This is a genomic window from Caulobacter sp. Root343 (assembly GCF_001425745.1).
In the GTDB taxonomy this organism is placed as follows: Bacteria; Pseudomonadota; Alphaproteobacteria; order Caulobacterales; family Caulobacteraceae; genus Caulobacter.
Window position 1 is genome coordinate 244,147 of the sequence record NZ_LMDF01000006.1, and the last position, 20,952, is coordinate 265,098.

The following is a 20,952-nucleotide window of genomic DNA, read 5'->3' on the forward strand; positions in this document are numbered from 1 at the left end:
AATGCGGGGGAGGTGGCCCGAAGGGCCGGAGGGGGCAAGCTGGATCGAGGCCGAGTTGGCCCCCTCAGTCGCTCCGCGACAGCTCCCCCGCACTGCGGGGGAGCATCTTCTTCCCTACTTCAGCACGTTCAGCAGCGACGAGGCTTGCAGGCTGGTGAACACCTGGGCCGAGGCCTGGACGGCCAGCTTGGCCGACTCCAGCCGGGTGACGGCGTCGGCCATGTCGACGTCGGTGATGCCGCCGACCATGGTGGTCAGGGTGTCGGCCTGGTTGGAGAGATCCGACTGGGCGCTCTCGAAGCGCTTCTGGGTCACGCCGTTCTTGCCCTGCAGGTCGATGACGCCGGTATAGGCGGCGTCGAAGGTCGGCAGCAGGCCTTTGAGGAAGGTGACCTGGGTGTCGGTCAGGTTGCCGGTGAACGGACCGTTGGCGTCGACATAGGCCTGCACCTGCTTGAAGGCGTCGAACACGCCCGTGCCCAGGGCGTCGCCCAGCACGCCGGTCTTGGCGCTGGTCTGCTCGTCGACGCGGTTTGTGGTGATGTACTGGTCATTGTGGAACAGCGACGCCGTCGAGGGCGCGGCGGTCAGGTCGGCCATGGCCGTGGCCGAGGTCGTGGCCGTGTCGGTCTGGGCGCCGGAGAAGACGTAGAGGCCGTTCGACTTGGTGTTCATCCCCTGGACGACGTCGCCGAAATTGGCCTGCAGCTGCTGCATCAGGGTCGCGGCGCTGCCGGCCGCCAGGGCGTTGGCGATGGACTCGCGCGCGGTCTTGGTGGCGTCGGCCACGCGGCCGATGCCGGTGTCCTGCATCTCCAGCCGGTTGGTGACCAGCTTGGCCTGGTCGAGCAGGCCGTTGATCCGGGTGTGGGTCCCGCGCATGGCGGTCAGCACCTCGGCATTCTTGGCGTAGCCCTTCAGGTCGGTGGCGACCTTCTGGCTGGACACCTGGCCGCCGACGTCGTTCTGGCGGATCTGGGCCCGCATCAGGTTGGACGTCATGATGTTGTAGTTCTGGACGGTCGAGACGCGGGTCATGGCTTACCCCATAATTCCGACGAGCACGTCGAACATGTCCTTGGTCGCCTGGATCAGGCGGGCCGAGGCGTTGAAGGCTTGTTGATAGGTGGTCAGGTTGATCAGCTCTTCGTCGAGGTTCACGCCCTCTTCCGACTGGCGCTGGCTGTTGACTTCGCTGGACACCGCCTCGGCGGCGTCCTTGCGGCTCTCGGCCGTGGCCGCCCGGCGGCCGATCGATCCGCTGAAGTCGGAGGCGTAGCGCGAGACGGTCATGGTCACGGCCGAGGCGTCGCCGGCGGCCGAGAAGTTGGTGATGGTCTCGCCGGCCTTGGCCAGGGCCAGCGCGCCGCGACCGTCGCCGATCGCCAGGGCGGGACTGCCGCCGACCGCCTGGGCCAGGTCCAGTTGGGCGAAGGGCAGCAGCTTGGGGTTCTGGTCCATCGCCGCGTTGACGAAGAACTTCTCGCCCCGGGTGCTGCGCTCGGCCGGGCCGATGCCGAACAGCTGGCTGGCCGAGGGCCCCCCGACGCCGCGCTCGGTGGTGTCGGCGACGATCGACATGCTGACCGGCGTGGTCGTGTTCGAGGCGAAGCTGATCTGGCCTTTGCCGTTCAGCGAGAACGTGCCGTAGAGGCCCGTGCCCGAGGCGCGGGAGTTCAGGGCGTCCAGCATGTCCTGCATGGTGCCGCCGATCGGCGGGTCGACGCTGATGTCGCGGATCCGGCCGCCTTCGACGTCGGTCAGGCGGACGGTCATCGTGCCCGAGGTGAAGCCGTTCGGGTCGCCGGCGGTCAGGCCCGTCTCGTACGGCGAATAGCCGTTCGTGCGGATGATGTCGTTGAGGCCGAAATAGTGGCTGAAGCCCTTGCCGGCCTTGGTGGCCGGGGTGGTCGGGTCGTCGGCGACCGCCACGCCCAGTCCGCCGGTTCCATTCAGCGTCAACGCGCCGCCCGAGAAACCGGCCGTGCCTTGACCCCCCATGGCGGCGTTCAGCTTGCTGACGAAGTCGGCCGGCGTGAAGGCCGGCGGCGGCAAGGCGACGCCGTTGACCGTCAGGGTTCCGGTGTCGAAATCGACGTCGATCCTGCGCTGCATCACGCCGCTGGCGTCGGTCAGGGCGATCGTCGTCTTGCCGGTCATGCCGGTCACGGCCGCCGTCGAGTCGAGGCCGGTGTCGCGGCCGCTCAGCGTGGTGGCCGCGGGGACCGACGAGGCGGCGTTGGCGGCGCGGTTGATCTCTTCGGCCGCGCGCGAGGTGAACTCGCCCAGCTGGTCTGACAGGGCGACCAGGTCGGTGTTGCGGACCTCCATCAGCCCCTTGATCTCGCCGCTGGAGATGTTCAGCGGGGTGGGCATCACCGAGCCGTTGGCCAACTGCACCGTCAGATAGCCGGTGGCGGTCGCCGAGGTCTGGTAGGTGACCTTGGCCGCGCCGTCGCCGGCCAGGTTCAGGCCTTCGGTCGAGCGGACGACCACGCCGCCCATGGTGCGCGGGCTGACCTGGACGTTCATCAGCTTGGACAGCTCGTCGACCAGGCCGCTCTGGACGTTCTCGGCGCCGGTGGCGTCGGCCCCGGCCACCTTGGCGCGGGTGATGTCGGTGTTGAGGCCGTCGATCTGGCTCAGCAGGTCGTTGACCCGGTCGACGTCGGCCGAGATGCGGGTGTCGGCGTCCTTGCCCAGCTTGGACAGCGACGAGGTGATCCGGCTCGATTCACTGAGGAAGTCGTCCACCCGCGTGAGCGCCTGGGTGCGCAGCAGGGAAGACGACGGATCGTCCTGGGCCGAGGAGAAGGCTGTGAAGATGTCGTCCAGGGTCGAGAAGAAGCTGGTGTCGCCGCTGGGGTCGCCGAACAGCTGCTGGGCGGTGTTCAGGGCCTGCGAGATGGCGCCGGCCCGGTTGCTGTCCGAGGCGGCGTTCAGGCTGGCCGACTGCAGGAAGCGGTCGGTGGCGCGCTTGATGGCGTCGATGCTGACGCCGACGCCCATGCCGCCCGACAGCAGGTTCGACTGGGCGATCGTCTTGCGGACGTAGCCCGTGGTGTTGACGTTGGCGATGTTGTCCGACGTGACGCGCAGACCCGTCTGCGCGGCCATCATGCCGGACGTCGCCGTGTTCATGATCGCATTCAGCGACATGCGGAGACTCCCTTAAGCTGGGCAAACCGCGCAACACATGACGCGCCCTTGCCCGGCGAAACTTGCCGGGCGGGGGAGGGGATCAAGCCCCTGATTTGTACCAAGCCATTGAAATTCATGGCGATATGTTCCGGCGGTCGGAAATTCGACAGGTCACACTGCGCAAGGACGGCGCCAACTGACCCAGGGGCGTCCTTGCGACGCGGCGACGCGGCAACTCCCGTCCGTCGCGACCGATCGGACTCGGCAAAAAGCGCCGCATCGAGAGCGATTTTGCTTCGTAAACAAGCCATTAAAACGAATGAAATCATGGGCTTGATGACGTTTTGGCGAGTTGGCCCGACCGTTGCTCAGAGGAAGGCCGACACCGGCGTGTTCGTCATGGACCGCCACCCCACCGAGCCCAAGCGAGCAACGACTGCGAATGACCGCGATCGCCGCCCCTACCGCCGCTCTACCCGCCGCGCCGACCCCGGCCGCGGGCGCCAAGTCGTCCAGCGACGGCTTCGACGCCCTGCTGTCGATCGCCGGCAGGACCGACGACACGCCGGCGCCCCGCGCCCAGGCTCCCTCGCGGCCGGACAGCAAGCGCGACGACCGCGACGCGGATCGTGACGCCAAGGCCGCCGACAAGCCGGCCAAGGCCGATGGCAAGGCCGCCGACGCCAAGGCCGCAGATCGCGCCGACGCCAAGGCCGACAAGACCGACGCCAAGGTCGATGAGCGCGCCGACGCGGCTCAGGACGCCAAGGCCGACGCCGTCGCCGATCGGGCCGCCGATCGCGCCGACGCCGCCAAGGACGCCAAGAGCGACGCCGCCGCCGACAAGGGCGACGACAAGGCTTCGGACAAGGCCTCTAATAAGGACGCCGGCCAGGTCGACGCGACCGACGCCGCCGCCCAGGCCGCCGCCACCCTGATCGCGGCCATGACCGTTCCCGTGCAGGCCCCGGTCCAGACCGAGGTCGTCACCGCCGCCCAGCCGGCGGTCGACGCCACGGCCGTCGCGGCCGGCCAGGCGGCCGACTTCGCCGCCGCCGTCGAGGCCGCGCCGGTCGCCGCCCCCGTCGCTGCTCAAGCCGCTCAAACCCTTCAGGCGGCTCAAGCTCAGCCGGCGGCCGCTCCGGCCGCCGCGCCGGTCGCCCAGGCCGCCGTCGCGCCGGAAGGCCAGGCCGTTGACGCCGCCGCTCTGGAAGCCCTGGCGCAGCTGGGCGCCGACGACGCGACCTCGATCGCGGCCGGCGACCTGACCACGCCGCAGGCCGCGGACGTCAAGACCGCCGAGACCAAGACCCCCGACGCCGGCAAGCCGGCCGAAGCGCCGAAGGCGGCGATCGCCCAGCCCGCCGCTCCGGCCCCCGTGGCCGCACCGCTCGCCGCGCCCGTCCAGGCCCAGATCGTCGCCGAGACCGCGCCGGTCGCCGGCGAGGCCGTCGCGACCGAGGTCGTCGCGAACGTCGCGGATGTCGCCGAGGCCGCCGCGCCGGAAGCCGCCGCCCAGACCAAGACCGCCGAGGCCCCGAAGGCCGCGCCGTCGCCCCTGGCCGCCCAGGCCAAGGCCGCCGACGCCGTCGCCGTCGAGACCGCCCAGGCCGTGACCGCCGTCGCCGCCGGCTCCGCCGGCCATGGGGGCAGCGACACGAACGCGGACTCGAAGGGCTCGGACAACACCGCCGCGACGATCGCGCCGGTCGACGCTCCGGCCGCCGCCAGCGCCGCGATCGACACCAACGCCCTGGCCGCGCCGGCCCCCGTCGTCCAGGCCCAGGCCGCCAGCGCCCCGGCCGCCGCCCCGGCGCCGGTCCGCGGCTCGCCCGAGACCGTCGCGGCCCTGTCGGCCGAGATCGTCAAGAAGGCCGACGCCAAGGCCACCCGCTTCGACGTGACCCTGACCCCGGACAATCTGGGCAAGGTCGACGTGCGCATCGAGATCGGCCGCGACGGCGCCCTGACCGCGGCGCTGAAGTTCGACACCGTCCACGCCGCCCAGGAACTGCGCGGCAAGGCCAATGAGCTCCGCCAGGCCCTGGCCGACGCCGGTTTCAACGTGGCCGACAACGCTCTGAGCTTCGACGTGTCGAGCCAGAACGGCGGCCAGAACCCGAACCCCTTCTTCGCCTTCGACGGCTGGAACGACCAGGGCCAGCGCGCCTTCTCGGGTCGCGCCTTCAAGGCCGCCATGAACGCCGAAGACGACATCGCCCTCACCCCCGAACTGCTGCCAGGCCTGAAGACGGTCGCGGACAGCGGTTTGGACATCCGGATCTAAGGAAGGAACGAGCCATGGCTACCGCCGTCTCGTCGCAGAACACCTCGTCGGTCCTGGACAAGATCAACAACTCGCGCACGTCTCTCGCCGCCAACAAGGAGACGTTCCTGAAGCTGCTGACCACCCAGCTGAAGAACCAGGATCCGCTGTCGCCCACCGACACGACCCAGATGACTCAGCAGATCACGTCCATGACGGGCGTCGAGCAGCAGCTGGTCACCAACGACCTGCTGGCCGCCCTGGTCGGCATGAACACCGGCACGGGCCTGTCCGAAGGCGTCTCGATGATCGGCAAGCAGGTGACGGCGACCTCCGACAGCTCGACCCTGAAGGACAAGCAGGCGACGTTCTCGTGGACCCAGCCGAGCGCCTCGACCTCGCTGATCGTGGAAGTGAAGAACGCCGCCGGCAAGGTCGTCCGCACTCTGAAGCCGGAAGACCAGAAGAGCGGCAACCACGAGATCACCTGGGACGGCAAGGACGACAGCGGGGCCCAACTGCCCGACGGCGGCGTCTACACCGTCGCGGTCACCGCCAAGAGCGGCGACGGCAAGGAGATCAAGGCCTCCAACATCAAGGGCCGCACCGAAGGCGTCGTGACCGGCGTCGACAACGCCTCCGGCCAGACGATGGTCATGATCGGCGGCGTCTCCATCCCGATCGACAGCGTGGTGGGGGTGAAGAACCCTCCCGTCGCGGCCGCCGCCTAACACCGACGAACACCCATCGAACGGGCGTCAGAACGACGCCGACGCGGTCCCCCGGAAGACGGTCTTCCCCCGGACCCAAACGCAAACAGCGCTGAACCCTTCGAACCCCATTTAGAAGCAGGAATTCAGTCATGAGCATCAACAGCGCCATGCTCGCCGGCGTCTCCGGCCTGATCGCGAACTCGTCGGCCCTGGCCGCCATCTCGGACAACATCGCCAACGTCAACACGGTCGGCTACAAGCGCTCCAGCGCCAACTTCTCGACCCTGGTGACCTCGGGCTCGAAGAACCAGGCTTACAGCGCCGGCGGCGTGAAGGCCCAGACGCACCAGTATGTCAGCCAGCAGGGCCTGACCCAGTCGACGACCTCGAACCTCGATCTGTCGATCTCGGGCTCGGGCTTCTTTGTCACCACCGAAAAGCCGGAAGACCTGACCGCGACCGACACCCGCTCGTTCACCCGCGCCGGTTCGTTCCAGCTGGACAACCTGGGCTACCTGCGCAACGACGCCGGCCTCTATCTGCAAGGCTGGCTGGCCGATCCGGTCAGCGGCATGATCACGCCCGACCCGTCGGACCTGATGCAGCTGTCGTCGATCAACGTCGGCACCGTCGGCGGCACGGCCGAGAAGACCACCCGCGTCGGCGTCAACGCCAACCTCCGCTCGGAACAGCCGGTGGCCGCGGCCGTCTCGTACAAGGTCGGCACCGCCGGCTCGCCGTCGAAGACCCTCGTGCCGGACAGCGCCACGCCGTCGGTGAACCACAACTACGACGTGGTCTACAGCTCGACCGGCCTGGCCAACCCGGCCGCTTCGGGCAACAACGAGTATCAGCTGGACATCAAGGAAAACGGCGTCCTCGTCGCCACCGGCACGGTCGGCTACGACCCGGCCACCGGCGCCCTGGTCAGCTCCACCCTGGCCCCGAAGGGGGTGACGCCCAGCGCCAGCCTGACGACCGTCGACATCGACGGCGCCGGCACCACGGTCAACCTCGCCGCCCTGGGCGTGGTCGGCGGCGCCACCGACGACGTCGACGCCAAGGCCGGCAAGCTTTACGACCCGGCCACCTGGTCGATGTCGGACTACGCCCAGGACAACACCAAGGGCGTGAAGCCGGACTTCGAGATCCAGATCCCGCTGTCGGACTCCAAGGGCGGCCAGCGCACGGTCACCCTGTCGATGCTGAAGGGCCCCGGCCCGAACCAGTGGTACGCCGAACTGCGCGCCAAGCCGGGCGACCTGTCCAACAACGGCAACGGTCTGATCAGCACGGGCATCGTCACCTTCACCACCGACGGCAAGCTGCAGAGCACCGGCGGCCTGTTCGGCCTGACGAACCCGACCTCGATCACCATCCAGGCCTCGGGCACCCCGCCGGTCCCGGTCACCGTGCCGCCGACCCCGCAGCCGCCGACCTGGGCCGACGCCCTGGGCATCGACACCCAGGCCGTCCAGATCGACCTGGCCAACGCCGCCGGCGGCCTGACCCAGTACAACAGCCAGTCGGTCGTCCAGTCGGTGAACACCAACGGTACGGCGTTCGGCAACCTGACCAACATCGAGGTGGATGACGACGGCTATGTCTCGGCCATCTTCGACAACGGCGTCACCCGCCGGATCGCCCAGGTCGCCGTGGCCACCTTCAGCAACCCGAACGGCCTGAAGGGCGTCAACGGCAACGCCTATCGCGTCACCAACGAGAGCGGCACCTACAGCCTCAAGGCTCCGGGCCAGGGCGGCGCCGGCGCGCTGGCCCCCTCGACCTTGGAAGCTTCGACTGTCGACCTGTCGACGGAGTTCACGGGCCTGATCACGACCCAGCGTGCTTACTCGGCGTCGTCGAAGATCATTACAACCGCGGATCAGATGCTTGAAGAGCTTCTGAATATTAAGCGCTGATCATAGGGATTAACGCTCTTTAATTCTTGTGTTTCACATCGAGACACTACGGATTGTTGAGGAGCCGTCTTGTTTAGGCCTTTCTTTACTATTGGAATTAAGCCGCTGTTATTAGGCGGCGCCTATAGTGGCCTTCAACAGTGATGGTTGTGGAAAGGCGTAAAGCCATGTTGCAGCAGCAGCGCACGAACAGCCGGGGTGAGAAGTACGTGATCGGTCCGACCGGCGCGCCTCTAACTCTCTCCGATTTGCCGCCTCCGGAAACCCAGCGTTGGGTGATCCGGCGCAAGGCCGAGGTGGTCGCCGCCGTCCGCGGGGGCCTGCTCTCGCTCGACGAGGCGTGCGACCGCTACAAGCTGACCAACGAGGAATTCCTCGCCTGGCAGCAGTCGATCGACCGGCACGGCCTGGCGGGTCTGCGTACGACGCGGATCCAGCAGTACCGTTAAGGGTCTGCTCAGGGATGTTTTGAAGGGTGCGTTAATGTGACCACCCCTCGTCGTCCCTAAAAACCTCGCGGGCCTTGCGCCCAAAGGGGTTGAAGACGTTCAGCGGCCGCGCCCGAAAGGGCGCGGCCGCGACGTTTTGGCGCCATCGGAAGCCCCTCCGGCGGCCAAATATAAACGCCTCGTTTACCTTGAACTGGGTAAATCCTGCCTACCGACGGACGGTTTTCGTTCGGACGTCGGGCGTCCCTTCGGGGGCGTTGAGCAGGGGATGGGGCTTCGTGGAAAGCTTTCTAGGTTCAATTCAGCGTTTCGGCGTCGGGCGTCTGGCCGCGATGCTCGGTGTCGGCGCGGGTGTCGTCGCCGTGCTGGTCGCGCTGGTCATGTTCATGGGCAAGGAGCCCAATGAGCTGCTCTATTCGAACCTGGACCTGAAGGAAGCCTCGGAAGTCACCGCGGCGCTCGACCAGGCCGGCATCAAGTACCAGGCCAAGGGCGACGGCTCGACGATCATGGTGGCGCGCGACAAGGTCGCCAGCGCCCGCCTGATGGTCGCCGGCAAGGGCCTCGTGAGCTCGGGCTCGATCGGCTACGAAATCTTCGACGGCAACAACGCGCTGGGTCAGACCGACTTCGTCCAGCAACTGAACCGTCAACGCGCCCTGCAGGGCGAGCTGGAACGCACCATCAAGGCCATGCAGGGCGTCAACAGCGTCCGCGTCCATCTGGTGCTGCCCAAGCGCCAGCTGTTCGAGGAGGACGCCGAGCAACCGTCGGCCGCCGTCACCATCGGCGTCGGGGCCCGCGAGCCGGCCACCGACATGGTCCGCGCCATCCAGAACCTGGTGTCCTCGTCGGTCCCGAACATGAAGGCCGAAAAGGTCGCGGTCATCGACCAGCACGGCAAGACCCTGTCGGCCCCCAGCGACGAGAGCCTGGCCGGCAAGGAAGCCGCCGACCGCCGCACCGAGGCCGAGGCCCGCATCGCCAAGACCGTCAAGGACATGATCGAGGGCGTCCTGGGCCCGGGCAAGGCGCGGGTCAACGTCACCGCCGACCTGGACCTGAACCGCGTCACCACCCAGGAAGAGCGCTTCGATCCCGATGGCCAGGTGATCCGTTCGGAAAGCACCAACGAAGCCGGCAACAGCGAAACCAAGAACGACGACACCTCGGGCGTCACCGCGGCGGCCAACGTGCCGGGCGGCCAGGGCGCCAACGGCTTCCAGCAGTTGGGCTCGCGCTCGAACCAGAACGAGAGCGTCACCAACTACGAGATCTCCAAGTCCGTGAAGACCACGGTCCAGGAGCCGGGCACGATCAAGAAGGTCGCCGTGGCCGTCGCCATCGACGGGATCACCGCGCCCGCCGGCAAGGATGGCAAGCCGGGCGCCTATACCCCGCGCACCGCCCAGGAGATCGCGCAGATCGAGGAACTGGTGAAGACCGCCGTCGGCTTCGACGCCGCCCGCGGCGACCAGGTCAAGGTCACCAACATCAAGTTCCCGCAGCCCGAGGACCAGGGCCTGGAGAAGCAGGGCCTGCTGGCCGGCTTCGACAAGAACGACATCATGCGCTTCGCCGAACTGGGCGTCCTGGGCGTCGTGGCCTTGCTGGTCATGCTGTTCGCGGTCCGCCCGTTCATCAAGAACCTGTCGGCGCCGGCCCCGGCCCAGATGGCTCTGGCTGGTCCCACGGGCCAGGCGGTCACCCGCCTGGTCACCCTGTCGGACGGCACCCAGCAGCAGGTCGTGGTCGACCAGGCGGGSGAGCCGATGGCGATCGCCGGTCCCTCGGGGGGCAGCGACATCGACCAGCGCATCGACATCGCCAAGATCGAGGGCCAGGTTAAGGCCTCGTCGATCAAGCGTGTCTCCGAGTTCGTCGAGAAGCATCCCGACGAGTCGGTGGCGATCCTCCGTAACTGGCTGCACGAGTCGACCTGATGGCCATGAAAGCCGCCATCAATGACGTGAAGAACCTTTCGGGGCCCGAGAAGGCCGCGATCGTTCTGCTCGCGCTCGGCGAGGATCACACCAAGATCTGGGAAGCCCTGGACGACGAGGAGATCAAGGAAGTCTCCCAGGCCATGGCCGGCCTTGGCACGGTTTCCGCCTCCGTCGTGGAAGAGCTGCTGGTCGAGTTCGTCTCGGGCATGAGCTCGACGGGCGCGATCATGGGCTCGTACGAACAGACCCAGCGCCTGCTGGCGGCCTTCATGCCGCAGGAGAAGGTCGACGCCCTGATGGAGGAGATCCGCGGTCCGGCGGGTCGAACCATGTGGGACAAGCTCGGCAACGTGAACGAGGCCGTGCTCGCCAACTATCTGAAGAACGAATACCCGCAGACCGTCGCGGTGGTGCTGTCGAAGGTGAAGAGCGACCACGCCGCCCGCGTGCTGGCCTGCCTGCCGGAAGACTTCGCCCTGGAATGCGTCACCCGCATGTTGCGGATGGAGCCGGTGCAGCGCGAGATCCTCGACAAGATCGAGATGACCCTGCGCACCGAATTCATGTCGAACCTGGCGCGCACGTCCAAGCGCGACAGCCACGAGATGATGGCCGAGATCTTCAACAACTTCGACCGCCAGACCGAAGCCCGCTTCATCGCCGCGCTGGAAGAGCGCAACCGCGAGGCGGCCGAGCGCATCCGCGCCCTGATGTTCGTGTTCGAGGATCTGGCCAAGCTGGACCCGGGCGGCATCCAGACGCTGCTGCGCGGCACCAGCAAGGAACAGCTGGCCCTGGCCCTGAAGGGCGCCTCGGACAAGCTGCGCGACCTGTTCTTCTCGAACATGTCGGAACGCGCCGCCAAGATCATGCGCGAGGACATGGAAAGCATGGGCCCCGTGCGCCTGAAGGACGTCGACGCCGCCCAGGTGGGCATGGTGCAGGTCGCCAAGGATCTGGCCGCCAAGGGCGAGATCATGCTGGCCGGCTCGGGCGGCGACGACGAGCTGATCTACTGAGGCGGATGGCATGAACGACACCCCTCACCGCAGATTTGGCTTCGACACGGTCTTCGACGACCGCGGCGGCTCCTACACGCCGCCGAAGGTGAAGAAGAACTTCACCCTCGAGGAGGTCGAGGCCGCCAAGGCTCAGGCCTACCAGGACGGCGAGCGTTCGGCCGTGGCCCGCGCCGAGCAGGAGGCCGCCCAGGCTCTGGGCGAGGTCGCCCACGCCGTGCAGCAGGCCTTCGAGACCCTGACCCACGTGGCGCACGAGCACCGCGAAGGCTCGGCCATGCTGGCCCTGGCCTGCGGCCGCAAGATCGCCGACGCGGCCCTGATCCACTTCCCCGAGGCCCCGGTCACGGCGGCCCTCGAGGCCCTGGCCCGCGAGGTCGAGGCCCAACCGCGCATCTTCGTCCGGGTCTCGCCCGAGCTGGAGGAGCGCACCCAGCAGGCGCTGGAGCACGTGGCGGTTCAGATCGGCTTCCAGGGCCAGATCGTCGCCCGCGCCGACGGCGCCATGGCCCCCGCGGCCTTCACTTTCGACTGGGGCGAGGGCCGCGCGGCCTTCGACCCGGAAGGCGCCGCCCAGCGCGTCGCCGAAGCGCTGGAAGCGGCCATCGCCGCCGAAGGCCTCCACGCCGAACCCCTGTTCACTTAGCAAGATTACCCAGCGAAGGCTGACTGTGATGGCCGAAGACAATCTCCCGCTCGACGAATTCGGAAGCGCCATGCTGGCGTCCGAAGCGCCGGTCGAGCTCAGCGACAAGACCGCCTCGGACCTGGCCCCCGTCTTCGACGTGCCGGTCAACATCTCGGCGGTGCTGGGGCGCGCCCACATGTCGGTGGCGCAGCTGCTGCAGCTTTCGCAGGGGTCGATCCTGGAACTGGACCGCAAGGTCGGCGAGGCCATCGACATCTACGTCAACAACCGCCTGGTCGCCCGGGGCGAGGTCGTCGTCGTCGACGAGCGCCTGGGCGTGACCATGACGGAAATCATCAAGGACGGCGACCAGGGCTAAGCCCTGCTGTCCGTGAGGGAGAGTAGAACATGCGGCTTCTGGTCGTCGGAAAACTGAACGGGCAGCTCTCGGTCGCCGTGAAGATGGCGATGAACGCGGGCGCGAAGGTCTCGCACGTCGAAACGGCGGAGCAGGCGACCAACGCGCTGCGCGCGGGGCAGGGCGCCGACCTCCTGATGGTCGACTACGCGCTGGACATCGCCGCGCTGATCGCGGCCAACGAGGCCGAGCGGATGCGGGTGCCGGTGGTGGCCTGCGGCGTCGACGCCGACCCGATGCGCGCCGCCGCCGCCATCAAGGCCGGGGCCAAGGAATTCATCCCGCTGCCGCCGGACGCCGAGCTGATCGCCGCCGTCCTGGCCGCGGTCACCGACGACGAAAAGCCGATGGTCGTCCGCGACCCGGCCATGGAGTCGGTGATCAAGCTGGCCGACCAGGTCGCCCCGTCCGACGCCTCGATCCTGATCACCGGCGAAAGCGGTTCGGGTAAGGAGGTCATGGCCCGCTACGTCCACGGCAAGTCGCGCCGGGCCAAGGCGCCGTTCATCTCGGTCAACTGCGCCGCCATCCCCGAGAACCTGCTGGAAAGCGAGCTGTTCGGCCACGAGAAGGGCGCCTTCACCGGCGCCATGGCCCGCCGCATCGGCAAGTTCGAGGAAGCCGACGGCGGCACCCTGCTGCTGGACGAAATCAGCGAAATGGACGTGCGCCTGCAGGCCAAGCTGCTGCGCGCCATCCAGGAACGCGAGATCGACCGCGTCGGCGGCTCCAAGCCGGTCAAGGTCAATATCCGCATCCTGGCCACCAGCAACCGCGACCTCGTCCAGTCCGTGAAGGACGGCGTGTTCCGCGAAGACCTGCTCTACCGCCTGAACGTCGTGAACCTGCGCCTGCCGCCGCTGCGCGAGCGTCCGGGCGACGTGTTCAGCCTGTGCGAGTTCTTCGTGAAGAAGTACTCGGCCGCCAACGGCGTGCCGGAAAAGCCCATCTCGGCCGAGGCCAAGCGCCGGCTGCTCGCCCACCGCTGGCCGGGCAACGTCCGGGAGCTGGAAAACGCCATGCACCGCGCGGTGCTGCTGTCGACCGGCCCGGAGATCGAGGAGTTCGCCATCCGCCTGCCGGACGGTCAGCAGCTGGCGCCCGCGCCGGCCCCGGACGTCGCGGTGGCCCGCGGCGCCCAGATGGCCGCCGACGCCGTCTCGCGCACCTTCGTCGGCTCGACCGTCGCCGAGGTCGAGCAGCAGCTGATCATCGACACCCTGGAGCACTGCCTGGGCAACCGCACCCACGCCGCCAACATCCTGGGCATCTCGATCCGCACCCTGCGCAACAAGCTGAAGGAATATTCGGACGCCGGCGTCCCGGTTCCGCCGCCGCAAGGGGGCATCGGCGCCGCCGCCTGAGGGCGGTCAACATGTCGCGGCGCCGCGACCATCCGTCCGGCGCCGAACATGGCTAATTTTGGTTAAGGAGATGGCGGCGGGCCGCAAATCGCTTCAAGCGCTGGTCTAGCTCCATCCACGGTTCAAGGTTCCGAATGGCCGACGCCGCCGCCCCGACCGCCAGATCCATGCCCAGCGCCAGGTCGCTGCTGGACGGGTTCCTGCGCGGCGAAATGGGCCTGGCTCTGGGCGTCGTCGGCATCATCGTCCTGTTGATCCTGCCCGTCCCGCCGGTCCTGCTGGACCTGCTGCTGGCGGTCTCGCTGACGGGGTCGGTGCTGATCCTGATGACGGCGGTGCTGATCAAGAAGCCGCTGGAATTCACCTCGTTCCCGACCGTCCTGCTGGTCGCGACCCTGTATCGCCTGGGCCTGAACGTCGCCTCGACCCGCCTGATCCTCGGCCACGGCCAGGAAGGCACCGGCGGGGCCGGCGCGGTCATCGAGGCCTTCGGTCACCTGATGATGCAGGGCAACTTCGTCATCGGGGTGATCATCTTCATCATCCTGGTGGTGGTGAACTTCATGGTCGTCACCAAGGGTTCGGGCCGGATCGCCGAAGTGGCGGCCCGCTTCACCCTGGACTCCATGCCCGGCAAGCAGATGGCGATCGACGCCGATCTGTCGACGGGCCTGATCGACCAGGAACACGCCAAGATCCGCCGCAAGGAACTGGAGCAGGAAAGCACGTTCTTCGGGGCCATGGACGGCGCCAGCAAGTTCGTGAAGGGCGACGCGATCGCCGGCCTGATCATCACCGGCATCAACATCATCGGCGGCATCATCATCGGTGTCGTCCAGCACAAGATCCCGATCGGCGAGGCCGCGTCCTCGTACACGATCATGACCATCGGCGACGGCCTGGTCAGCCAGATCCCGGCCCTGGTCATCTCGATCGCCGCCGGCATGGTCGTCTCCAAGGCCGGCGTCGAAGGCTCGGCGGACAAGGCCCTGGTCACCCAGCTGGCCATGAACCCGGCCGCACTGGGCATGGTCTCGGCCTCGGCCGGCATCATCGCCCTGATCCCGGGCATGCCGATCATCCCGTTCGCGGCGGTGTCCCTGGGCGCGGGGGCCCTGGCCTACAAGCGCATCCAGGACGCCAAGAAACCAAAGCCCATCGATCCGTCCCTGCTGGAAGCGGCCACGCCGGCGGAGGCCGAGGAAGAGCCGATCAGCGCCTCGCTAGCCATCGACGACGTCAAGATCGAGCTGGGCTACGGCCTGCTGACCCTGATCAACGACCTGGACGGCCGCAAGCTGACCGACCAGATCCGCGCCCTGCGCAAGACCCTGGCCGGCGAGTTCGGCTTCGTCATGCCGCCGGTGCGGATCCTCGACAACATGCGCCTGGCCAACCAGGGCTACGCGATCCGCATCAAGGAGATGGAGGCCGGGGCCGGCGAGGTGCGCCTGGGCTGCCTGATGGCCATGGACCCGCGTGGCGGCCAGGTCGAGCTGCCCGGCGAGCACGTGCGCGAGCCCGCCTTCGGCCTGCCGGCCACCTGGATCGCCGACGACCTGCGCGAGGAAGCCACCTTCCGCGGCTACACGGTCGTCGATCCGGCCACGGTGCTGACCACGCACCTGACCGAGATCCTCAAGGAGAACATGGCCGACCTGCTGTCCTACGCCGAGGTCCAGAAGCTCCTGAAGGAGCTGCCCGAGGCGCAGCGCAAGCTGGTCGACGACCTGATCCCCGGCACCGCCACGGCCACCACGGTCCAGCGCGTGCTGCAGTCGCTGTTGCGCGAGCGGGTCTCGATCCGCGACCTGCCGCAGATCCTGGAAGGCATCGGCGAGGCCGCGCCGCACACCGCCTCGGTTACCCAGCTCGTCGAGCAGGTCCGCGCCCGTCTGGCCCGCCAGCTGTGCTGGGCCAACCGCGGCGACGACGGCGCGCTGCCGATCATCACCCTGTCGGCCGAATGGGAGCAGGCGTTCGCCGAAGCCCTGATCGGGCCCGGCGACGACAAGCAGCTGGCCCTGCCGCCCTCGCGCCTGCAGGACTTCATCCGCGGCGTCCGCGACGCCTTCGAGCGCGCCGCCCTGGCCGGCGAGGCCGCCGTGCTGCTGACCAGCCCCGGCGTGCGTCCCTACGTCCGCTCGATCATCGAGCGCTTCCGCGGCCAGACCGTGGTGATGAGCCAGAACGAGATCCACCCCCGCGCCCGCCTGAAGACGGTGGGAATGGTCTAAAGACCGCGTCTCTAAAAAGGAGCGGCCGCGCCAGGGCCGACCGCCCATTTTGTCGCGGGCGTCACATAAAACACGCGCCGATCGCGACATGCGTCGACTCTCCGACGGAACCGTCACGGCAAGGTCACGTTGTTTCCGCCGGGAGGGGCCCCCGACGGAGAGTAATGAGATGACCCATAAGCTTGCCCTGCTCGCCGCCGCTGCGTCCCTGACGTTCGCCGGCGCCGCTTACGCACAGAGCACCTCGACCACCAGCCCGGGTGCGACCAGCTCGACCCAGAGCACGACGCCTGGCGCCTCGGCCACCGCGCCGGGCCAGTCCACCGCTCCGGGTCAATCGATGACCAAGCCGGGCGCCACGCCCGCCAGCCCAGCCACCCCGGCGAATCCGGGTGTCAGCTCCGCCAACCCGGCCACGCCGGCCACGCCGCCTTCGGCCAGCACGGCCGACAGCGCCGCCACCCCCAGCTCGGCCAATGTCGCCAGCTTCAAGACCGGTTCGTCGGTGAAGGACGCCCAAGGCGTCGCCGTGGGCCAGATCACCGGCACCAGCACGGGCGCCGACGGCTCGACCAACGTCATCGTCACCAACGGCGGCGTGAAGTTCGCCCTGCCGGCCAACAGCCTCAGCGCCGGGGCGGACGGCAGCGTCTCGACCACGGCCACCAAGGCCCAGATCGACGCGACGGTCGCGGGCGCCAAGCCGCAACAATAAGGTCCGCGCACAAGACGTTGCGACCGCGAGCCCGCTCGGCATTGCCGAGCGGGCTCGTCACTGATAGCGATGGCCCCATAAGCGGGCGTTTTTCGCCGACTTGGGGTTCCGTATGCCTCCGGCCAATAAGACCAAGCGTGGGTCCAACTCACTGCTGTGGGATTTGCTGACGTTCGATCGCCTGGTCACCGGGCCAGTGATTCACTTCATCTATTGGGCTGGCCTCGGGGTCGTGGCCCTGTTCGGCTTCTCGGTCGTCGGCGCCGCCGTCGGCCTGGCCCTGAAGGAGCCGGGCGTCGGCTCGCTGCTGCTGGCCTTCCCGGTGCTGATCGCCGGCCTGCTGGTCGCCGGGGCGCTGGTGCTGCTGTGGCGCGCCTTCTGCGAGTTCTACGTCGCCATCTTCCGGATCAGCGAGGACCTGCGGGCCCTGCGCCAGACCAGCGACGCCGACCATGCCGTCTTCCGCGCTCGCCAGACGCCGCCGCCGCAAGGCCAACCGCCCCGGCAGCAGGTCTAGCCCTATTTCGCGAGCGTCTTGAGGCGCTCGCGCAGCGTCCCCACCGCCTCCAGCGGCATGTCCAGAGCGCAGAACAGCTTTTCGGGAATCGTCTCGGCCTGGTCGCGCAGGGCGCGGCCCTTGTCGGTCAGGGCCACGATGACCCGTCGCTCGTCGTCGGGATCGCGGTGGCGCTCGACCAGGCCGCCGGCTTCCAGGCGCTTGAGCAGCGGGGTCAGGGTGCTGGAGTCGAGGTCCAGGGCGTCGCCCAGGGCGCCGACCGTCCGGGGACTGGCCTCCCACAGCACCAGCATGGCCAGGTACTGCGGATAGGTCAGGCCCAGGGCGTCCAGCATCGGCCGATAAAGCCGCGTCATCCGATTGGCCGCGCCGTAGAGGGCGAAGCACAGCTGGTTGTCCAGGCGCAGGGCCTCGGGCGGACGATCGGACGACGCGGGTTTCTGGCTCATCGGACTATCGATTACGCCGCCTTGACGGTGATGGCCACGTCGAGATTGCCGCGCGTGGCGTTGGAATAGGGGCAGACCTGGTGGGCGGTGGCGACCAGCGCCTCGGCGTCGGCCTGCGACAGGCCCTGGGTCTCGACCTCCAGCGCGACTTCCAGCTTGAAGCCGACCTCCTGGGTGGCGAGGCCGACCTGGCCGGTCACGGTCGAGCCGGTCAGGGCGATCTTCTGGGTGCGGGCGACGTGGGCCATGGCGCTTTGGAAGCAGGCGGCGTAGCCGGCGGCGAACAGCTGCTCGGGATTGGTCCCGGTTTCCTTGCCGCCCAGCGCCTTGGGCATCGACAGCTGCACGTCCAGCAGGCCGTCCTCGCTGCGGGCGTGGCCGTCACGGCCGCCGACGACGGTGGCGCGGGTGGTGTAGAGGGTGGTCATCGGAGAGGTCCTTGGCTTGATTGATGTGAACGATTTAATCGTGCGCGATATAAATGCAAGGGCGCGACCGTGAAAAAGATCGCGCGCGATTGAATTTTGTTTGATGGGCGCCGTTTAGCGTCGACTTTCCTCCCCCTCTGGGGGAGGGGGACCGCCGAACGGCGGTGGAGGGGCCCTGCGCATCGGCGGACGCCCCGCCGCTTCGCGGACCCCCTCCGTCTCGATGCGTATTCGCAGCGAGCCACCTCCCCCTAATGGGGAGGAGAGTTCGCTTTCAAGCCGCCCAGGCCGCGGCGAAGCGCTTCAGCAGGGACCGGGCCGGGCTTTCGGCGCCGGCTTCGGCGGCTTCCAGGCGCAGGAAGAGGTCGCCGGCCTTGTGAGCGGCGCGGGCGGGCAGGCCCTGGCCGGGCAGGCGGACCAGGCCGCGGGCGGCGGCCTTGGTCGAGATCCAGGCCGGGCGCGGGCCCAGCGGGGTGTCGGCGTCGACCCGGCCGCCCTCGGCCAGGACGCGCGGATCGACCTTGCCGGTCAGCCAGATGTCGTCGCCGCGCACCAGGGCGCCGTCCTGGGCCCGCAGGCGGACCTCGAACGTCACGCCCTCGACACGGACCTTGTCGCCTTCGCGCAGGCCGGCCGGCAGCTTCAGGCGCAGATGGCGGCCATCGATGGCCAGGTCCTCGGCGCCGCCGGCCACGGCCGTGGCGATGTCGATCTCCAGGAAGACGCGGTCGACGACCGGGACGGCGTTGGTCACGGCCGGCGGGAAGGTCGTCGGCTGGAACGGGTGGTCCTGCAGCAGGCGGTAGGCGGCCAGCACGTCGCGGAACAGGGCCGCGTCGCCGGTCGGACGGTCGGGGTGGGCCCGCTTGGCGGCCTCACGATAGGCGGTGCGCAGCTCGCGCTCGTCCGCGTCCGGCGCCACGCCCAGCAGGGCGCGGGCGGCCGAAAGGGTCAGGGCGGAGGCGCGGGCAGTCATGCGGCGACCCTGACGCCGGATGGTCAACGGCGGGTTAAGTTAAGACTTTCAGGGCTGTGGCCCCTCGCGCGCCGGCGGCCTATATCAGTCCCATGAGCGCCGACCCGACCCTGATCCCCGCCTCGCCCAGCGAGGACGACTATGTCCGCCAGGTGACCGAGGCGACGCCGCCGGCCCTGCTGTCGGAGGAGGATCCGTTCGCCCTGTTCGCCGAATGGCTGGAGGAAGCGGGCAAGAAGGAGCCCAGCGATCCCAACGCCATGGCCGTCTCGACCGTCGACGCCGACGGCATGCCGGACTCGCGCATGGTGCTGCTGAAGGACTTCGATCCGCGTGGCTTCGTCTTCTACACCAACACCCACAGCGCCAAGGGCCGCGAGCTGGAAGGCCAGCCCAAGGCGGCGCTGCTGTTCCACTGGAAGTCGCTGCGCCGCCAGGTGCGGATCCGGGGCGTGGTCGAGCCGGTCAGCGAGGCCGAGGCCGACGCCTATTTCGCCAGCCGCGCGCGCCACAGCCAGCTGGGCGCCTGGGCCAGCGACCAGTCGCGGCCGCTGCCCGACCGCTTGGCCCTGGAGAAGCGGGTCGCCGAGATGGGCCTGAAGTTCGGCCTTTCCAAGGTGCCCCGACCGCCGCACTGGTCGGGCTATCGCGTCGTCCCGGTCAGCATCGAGTTCTGGCGCGACCGTCCGTTCCGCCTTCACGAGCGGCTGGTGTTCGATCGCGCCGAGGGCGGCTGGACGACCAAGCGGCTATTTCCCTGATGAGCCGCACGGGTTCGCGCCCGCCTTCGACACGGCGTGGAATTCGATCAGCATCCCCAGGTCGCCTTGGGTCGGGGCCAGGAACGCCTCGCCCGACAGGCCGGCATAGCGGGTCAGCTTGCGCTCATAGCCGCGCTCGACCCAGCGCTGGGCGCGGCCGAGGTCGGCGGTGGCAAGACTGACGCCCAGGATGCGCGGGCCCAGGGCCAGCGTCTCCGCCGCCGCGCCCGGACCGTCAGGAGCCAGGGTCAGCAGGGCCGTCGGGCCGACCGGCACGCAATAGCCCTTGGCCCCCAGCGCCGGCAGGCTGACCGGGACCGCGCCGCCGTGGCCCATGCGCTCCAGAGCCTTGCGATCGGCCTCGGGATCGCTCGACACCAGCCAGATCGCCGACAGGCTCCGGGCGCTGTTGGGATGCTCGCGCGTCACCCGCCAGTCGTCCTTATTGGCCGGGTCGGCCTGGTCCGGCGCGTAGGCGGGGTTGTAGTCGATATAGAAGGTGTTGCTGGACAGCGGGGCCTTGTCGAAGGCGAACAGGCGCCAGCCGGGCTTGCTGCTGTCGGGGCCGGCGAACATCGGAGTGACCGGATAGCCCAGGCCCCTCAGCGAGGTCTGGACGGCGTCGACGTTCGACGAGCGGAAGCCGAAGGTGCGCGCGCCAGGCTGCTCCTTCAGGGCGATCCGGTCGTCCTTCATGCCCGGATCGTAGTCAGGATTGGCGCGGGTGACGCCCAGCAGCTCGATGAAGCTGGTGTCGGAAAAGCGGATATAGCGGTTGGCGACGCCGCCGGTGTCGCGGCCGGCGCGGACCTGGAAGCCCAGCTTCACGGCCATGATCGAGGTCACCTCGTCGATGCCGCGCCCCCACAGCAGCACGTGGTCGAGCCGGGTCGTCGGCGCGACCGGCGCGGCGGTCGCCGGCGCCGCCGCCGACAGGGCCAGCATCAGGCCGATGGTCAGAAAGGATTTCACGCGTCGTCTCCCGCGGCCCGATCGCCGCGTC

18 protein-coding genes and 1 pseudogene are annotated in these 20,952 nt (G+C 68.6%); 13 read left to right on the top strand and 6 right to left on the bottom strand.

Going from position 1 to position 20,952, the window contains the following annotated elements; all coding sequences use genetic code 11:
* Positions 1–114 precede the first annotated feature (114 nt).
* Together ASC70_RS08880 and flgK are read right to left on the bottom strand one after the other, a co-directional pair.
* Positions 115–1,038 carry a flagellin gene (locus ASC70_RS08880; RefSeq protein WP_056049071.1) on the bottom strand — a complete coding sequence of 308 codons (924 nt, stop codon included), beginning with the start codon at positions 1,036–1,038 and terminating at the stop codon, positions 115–117.
* Positions 1,039–1,041: 3 nt separating this feature from the next.
* The gene (flgK, locus tag ASC70_RS08885) at positions 1,042–3,159 is read right to left on the bottom strand and encodes a flagellar hook-associated protein FlgK (protein WP_056049074.1); all 2,118 of its coding nucleotides are present in this window, start codon (positions 3,157–3,159) and stop codon (positions 1,042–1,044) included.
* A 1,771-nt stretch (positions 3,160–4,930) separates the two neighbouring features.
* Here flgK and ASC70_RS25965 point away from each other — a divergent pair.
* The 12 genes and pseudogenes from ASC70_RS25965 to ASC70_RS08945 form a co-directional block, all read left to right on the top strand.
* A pseudogene (locus ASC70_RS25965) lies at positions 4,931–5,428 on the top strand (flagellar hook-length control protein FliK); the annotation flags it as partial.
* Positions 5,429–5,442: 14 nt separating this feature from the next.
* Positions 5,443–6,138 carry a flagellar hook assembly protein FlgD gene (locus tag ASC70_RS08895; RefSeq protein ID WP_056049080.1) on the top strand — a complete coding sequence of 232 codons (696 nt, stop codon included), beginning with the start codon at positions 5,443–5,445 and terminating at the stop codon, positions 6,136–6,138.
* Positions 6,139–6,269: 131 nt separating this feature from the next.
* Positions 6,270–8,042 (top strand): flagellar hook protein FlgE, encoded by a 1,773-nt coding sequence (flgE, locus tag ASC70_RS08900; RefSeq protein WP_056049083.1) that lies wholly within the window; start codon positions 6,270–6,272, stop codon positions 8,040–8,042.
* A 167-nt stretch (positions 8,043–8,209) separates the two neighbouring features.
* The gene (gene sciP / locus ASC70_RS08905) at positions 8,210–8,491 is read left to right on the top strand and encodes a CtrA inhibitor SciP (RefSeq protein WP_047410412.1); all 282 of its coding nucleotides are present in this window, start codon (positions 8,210–8,212) and stop codon (positions 8,489–8,491) included.
* A 278-nt stretch (positions 8,492–8,769) separates the two neighbouring features.
* On the top strand, positions 8,770–10,434 hold the full coding sequence (gene fliF, locus ASC70_RS08910; protein ID WP_056049086.1) for a flagellar basal-body MS-ring/collar protein FliF: 1,665 nt from the start codon (positions 8,770–8,772) through the stop codon (positions 10,432–10,434).
* A complete protein-coding gene (gene fliG / locus ASC70_RS08915) occupies positions 10,434–11,456 on the top strand; it encodes a flagellar motor switch protein FliG (protein WP_047410418.1) in 1,023 nt (340 codons plus the stop codon). The genes fliF and fliG overlap by 1 nt, the downstream gene beginning before the upstream one ends.
* Positions 11,457–11,466: 10 nt before the next feature.
* On the top strand, positions 11,467–12,102 hold the full coding sequence (locus ASC70_RS08920; RefSeq protein WP_047410420.1) for a flagellar assembly protein FliH: 636 nt from the start codon (positions 11,467–11,469) through the stop codon (positions 12,100–12,102).
* A gap of 28 nt (positions 12,103–12,130) precedes the next feature.
* Positions 12,131–12,463: a flagellar motor switch protein FliN gene (gene fliN / locus ASC70_RS08925; protein WP_047410423.1), complete on the top strand. Its 333-nt coding sequence runs from the start codon at positions 12,131–12,133 to the stop codon at positions 12,461–12,463.
* A 29-nt stretch (positions 12,464–12,492) separates the two neighbouring features.
* Positions 12,493–13,866 carry a sigma-54-dependent transcriptional regulator FlbD gene (gene flbD, locus ASC70_RS08930; RefSeq protein WP_056049087.1) on the top strand — a complete coding sequence of 458 codons (1,374 nt, stop codon included), beginning with the start codon at positions 12,493–12,495 and terminating at the stop codon, positions 13,864–13,866.
* A gap of 134 nt (positions 13,867–14,000) precedes the next feature.
* Positions 14,001–16,103: a flagellar biosynthesis protein FlhA gene (gene flhA, locus ASC70_RS08935; RefSeq protein WP_056049090.1), complete on the top strand. Its 2,103-nt coding sequence runs from the start codon at positions 14,001–14,003 to the stop codon at positions 16,101–16,103.
* A 169-nt stretch (positions 16,104–16,272) separates the two neighbouring features.
* On the top strand, positions 16,273–16,818 hold the full coding sequence (locus tag ASC70_RS08940; RefSeq protein ID WP_056049093.1) for a hypothetical protein: 546 nt from the start codon (positions 16,273–16,275) through the stop codon (positions 16,816–16,818).
* Positions 16,819–16,918: 100 nt separating this feature from the next.
* On the top strand, positions 16,919–17,335 hold the full coding sequence (locus tag ASC70_RS08945) for a DUF4282 domain-containing protein (protein ID WP_162247195.1): 417 nt from the start codon (positions 16,919–16,921) through the stop codon (positions 17,333–17,335).
* Positions 17,336–17,337: 2 nt separating this feature from the next.
* Here the strand turns inward: ASC70_RS08945 and ASC70_RS08950 are convergent, their stop codons facing one another.
* The 3 genes from ASC70_RS08950 to ASC70_RS08960 form a co-directional block, all read right to left on the bottom strand.
* Complete coding sequence (locus tag ASC70_RS08950; RefSeq protein ID WP_056049095.1) at positions 17,338–17,784, bottom strand: MarR family winged helix-turn-helix transcriptional regulator; 447 nt, start codon at positions 17,782–17,784, stop codon at positions 17,338–17,340.
* Positions 17,785–17,795: 11 nt separating this feature from the next.
* Positions 17,796–18,212, bottom strand: a complete 417-nt coding sequence (locus ASC70_RS08955) for an organic hydroperoxide resistance protein (protein ID WP_056049097.1) — start codon at positions 18,210–18,212, stop codon at positions 17,796–17,798.
* Positions 18,213–18,486: 274 nt separating this feature from the next.
* Positions 18,487–19,188 (bottom strand): DnaJ domain-containing protein, encoded by a 702-nt coding sequence (locus ASC70_RS08960; protein ID WP_056050538.1) that lies wholly within the window; start codon positions 19,186–19,188, stop codon positions 18,487–18,489.
* Between the two features lie 92 nt (positions 19,189–19,280).
* Between ASC70_RS08960 and pdxH the strand changes: the two genes are divergently transcribed.
* Positions 19,281–19,949: a pyridoxamine 5'-phosphate oxidase gene (gene pdxH / locus ASC70_RS08965; protein WP_056049100.1), complete on the top strand. Its 669-nt coding sequence runs from the start codon at positions 19,281–19,283 to the stop codon at positions 19,947–19,949.
* On the opposite strand, the gene ASC70_RS08970 is transcribed toward pdxH, so the two are convergent.
* A complete protein-coding gene (locus ASC70_RS08970; protein WP_056049104.1) occupies positions 19,938–20,921 on the bottom strand; it encodes a VOC family protein in 984 nt (327 codons plus the stop codon). The two genes, pdxH and ASC70_RS08970, sit on opposite strands and share 12 nt — an antisense overlap.
* Positions 20,922–20,952 lie beyond the last annotated feature (31 nt).

Coding starts and splice junctions, on each gene's coding strand:
- ASC70_RS08920 (WP_047410420.1), top strand. CDS start 11,467: ATGAACGACACCCCTCACCGCAGATTTGGCTTCGACACGGTCTTCGAC.
- ASC70_RS08895 (WP_056049080.1), top strand. CDS start 5,443: ATGGCTACCGCCGTCTCGTCGCAGAACACCTCGTCGGTCCTGGACAAG.
- fliN (WP_047410423.1), top strand. CDS start 12,131: ATGGCCGAAGACAATCTCCCGCTCGACGAATTCGGAAGCGCCATGCTG.
- ASC70_RS08950 (WP_056049095.1), bottom strand. CDS start 17,784: ATGAGCCAGAAACCCGCGTCGTCCGATCGTCCGCCCGAGGCCCTGCGC.
- flbD (WP_056049087.1), top strand. CDS start 12,493: ATGCGGCTTCTGGTCGTCGGAAAACTGAACGGGCAGCTCTCGGTCGCC.
- ASC70_RS08960 (WP_056050538.1), bottom strand. CDS start 19,188: ATGACTGCCCGCGCCTCCGCCCTGACCCTTTCGGCCGCCCGCGCCCTG.
- ASC70_RS08880 (WP_056049071.1), bottom strand. CDS start 1,038: ATGACCCGCGTCTCGACCGTCCAGAACTACAACATCATGACGTCCAAC.
- flhA (WP_056049090.1), top strand. CDS start 14,001: ATGGCCGACGCCGCCGCCCCGACCGCCAGATCCATGCCCAGCGCCAGG.
- flgK (WP_056049074.1), bottom strand. CDS start 3,159: ATGTCGCTGAATGCGATCATGAACACGGCGACGTCCGGCATGATGGCC.
- ASC70_RS08940 (WP_056049093.1), top strand. CDS start 16,273: ATGACCCATAAGCTTGCCCTGCTCGCCGCCGCTGCGTCCCTGACGTTC.
- sciP (WP_047410412.1), top strand. CDS start 8,210: ATGTTGCAGCAGCAGCGCACGAACAGCCGGGGTGAGAAGTACGTGATC.
- fliG (WP_047410418.1), top strand. CDS start 10,434: ATGGCCATGAAAGCCGCCATCAATGACGTGAAGAACCTTTCGGGGCCC.
- ASC70_RS08955 (WP_056049097.1), bottom strand. CDS start 18,212: ATGACCACCCTCTACACCACCCGCGCCACCGTCGTCGGCGGCCGTGAC.
- pdxH (WP_056049100.1), top strand. CDS start 19,281: ATGAGCGCCGACCCGACCCTGATCCCCGCCTCGCCCAGCGAGGACGAC.
- flgE (WP_056049083.1), top strand. CDS start 6,270: ATGAGCATCAACAGCGCCATGCTCGCCGGCGTCTCCGGCCTGATCGCG.